The following is a 1,835-nucleotide window of genomic DNA, read 5'->3' as shown; positions in this document are numbered from 1 at the left end:
CCCCAGCCCCGCCTGCTGGTGCAGAAGAGCAGATAGACCAGGGAGCCCAGAGGCAGGATGTTTTGAGAGACCAAAAAGTCCTCGATCCCCGAGATATCCATCCCCAGCACCGTGAAGCCCGACCACAGGTTGGAGCCCAGGGCACAGGGCAGGGACAGCAGAAAAATCCCCGCCAGGTTAACCAGCACCGCCTTTCTCCGGGTGAGGTTCCAGCGCTCCATGGAGAAGGAGATGATGTTCTCAAAGACCGCGATGACGGTGGACAGGGCGGCGAAGGACAGGAAGAGGAAGAAGGCCGCCCCCCACATCCTCCCCATGGGCATGTGGTTAAAAATGTTGGGCAGGGTGACAAAGACCAGGGCGGGACCCTCCCCGGTGGACACCCCGAAGGCGGAGCAGGCGGGGAAGATAATCAGTCCCGCCACAAAGGCCACGCAGGTGTCCAGCACGCCGATGCGCAGCGCCTCCCCGGCCAGGCGGTGCTCCCGGCCGATATAGCTGCCGAAGATGGCGATGGCCCCAATGCCCAGGGAGAGGGTGAAGAACGCCTGCCCCATGGCCGCGAAGACCGTCTCCCCCAGAATCCAGTTCCCCTGGGCGTCGTAGACCAGGTTGCGGAAGTTGGGCTGGAGATAGAACCGCAGGCCCTCCCCCGCTCCCTCCAGCAGCACGGAGTTCACCGCCAGCACCACCATCAGGGCCAGCAGGCAGAGCATCATGATCTTGTTGACCCGCTCCACCCCGTTGCGCAGGCCCTGGGCGCACACCAGCATCCCAATACACACCACAACCGCCATGTAGGCCGTCATGGTCCAGGGCCGGCTGAGCAGAGCGCTGAACATTTCGGCCACTCCGCCGGCGTCCAGACCGGCAAAGCTGCCCCGGAGCATTTCTACAAAATAGTACAGCAGCCACCCGGCAATGACGGTGTAGAACATCATCAGCAGGTAGTTGCCCGCAAAGCCCACATAGCTGTACCAGTGCCACCTGCTGCCCGCGGGCTCCAGCCGCTGGAAGGAGCGGGCGATGCTGCGCTGGCTGGCCCGGCCCACGGCGAGCTCCATGACCATGACGGGCAGGCCCAGAACAATCAGAAACAGCAGATAGAGCAGTACAAAGGCCGCGCCGCCATATTTTCCCGTGATGTAGGGGAACCGCCACACGTTGCCCAGGCCAATGGCACATCCCGCCGAGATGAGCACAAAGCCCAGGCGGGAAGAAAAGGTCTCTCGTTTTTCCATGTCTCTCTCCTCGGATCTCTCCCCTGCCGTGCGGCCCTCCGTCCTAAATCTCAGAGGGGCGGGAACCAGGCGGGGGTGTATTTTCTGCTGCGGCAGGTCAATTTAGTATGCCCCATTATACATAAGGATGGACCGCTTGTCAATTTCCGCGGCCATTCAATTTCAGCAAAAAAGTAACAGCGGCGGCCCTCTGATTCCGGCCGCCGCTGTTCGCTCCTCAGGCTGTCAAAAAGAATACTTTTCTGCAAACAAAAATTCTGGAAATCTTTCCCGAAAGGGTTGCAATAATCCGGCTGTTATGCTATATTTAACAATAGATAACGTGGGGGAGTAGCCTTTGCAGAAAAGTATACATTTTTGCAATGCGCCGCAAGGCCAGGTGAAGCCGCCCGCCCTTTGGAATGCACAGCTGCGGAACCAGGCCGCATACCCTGGAGAGGAGGGAGTTTCAATGAGTGGAACGATACCGCCTTGGAGTTAGCCCGCCGGCGAAGGCATCTGCGGCGGCGGGCTGGGGATCAGAGAGGTGATCCTGTGTGATGCAGCGGCAAACCATCGGAAACGGTGGGACGCAAAGCTACGGAACTAAGGCTT

1 protein-coding gene and 1 riboswitch are annotated in these 1,835 nt (G+C 59.8%); the gene reads right to left on the bottom strand.

The features are described 5' to 3' along the window. Nucleotides 1-1,241: sodium-dependent transporter (locus ACTO5E_RS10955; protein WP_482303603.1), on the bottom strand; the 1,241-nt coding region annotated here is incomplete at its 3' end. 536 nt (nt 1,242-1,777) lie between these two features. After that, nucleotides 1,778-1,835: riboswitch (cyclic di-GMP riboswitch) on the top strand. This riboswitch is flagged as partial in the annotation.

Source organism: Acutalibacter sp., from assembly GCF_056800975.1.
Note: the sequence above shows the minus strand (reverse complement) of the source record. Positions and strands in the feature narration are given on the sequence as shown.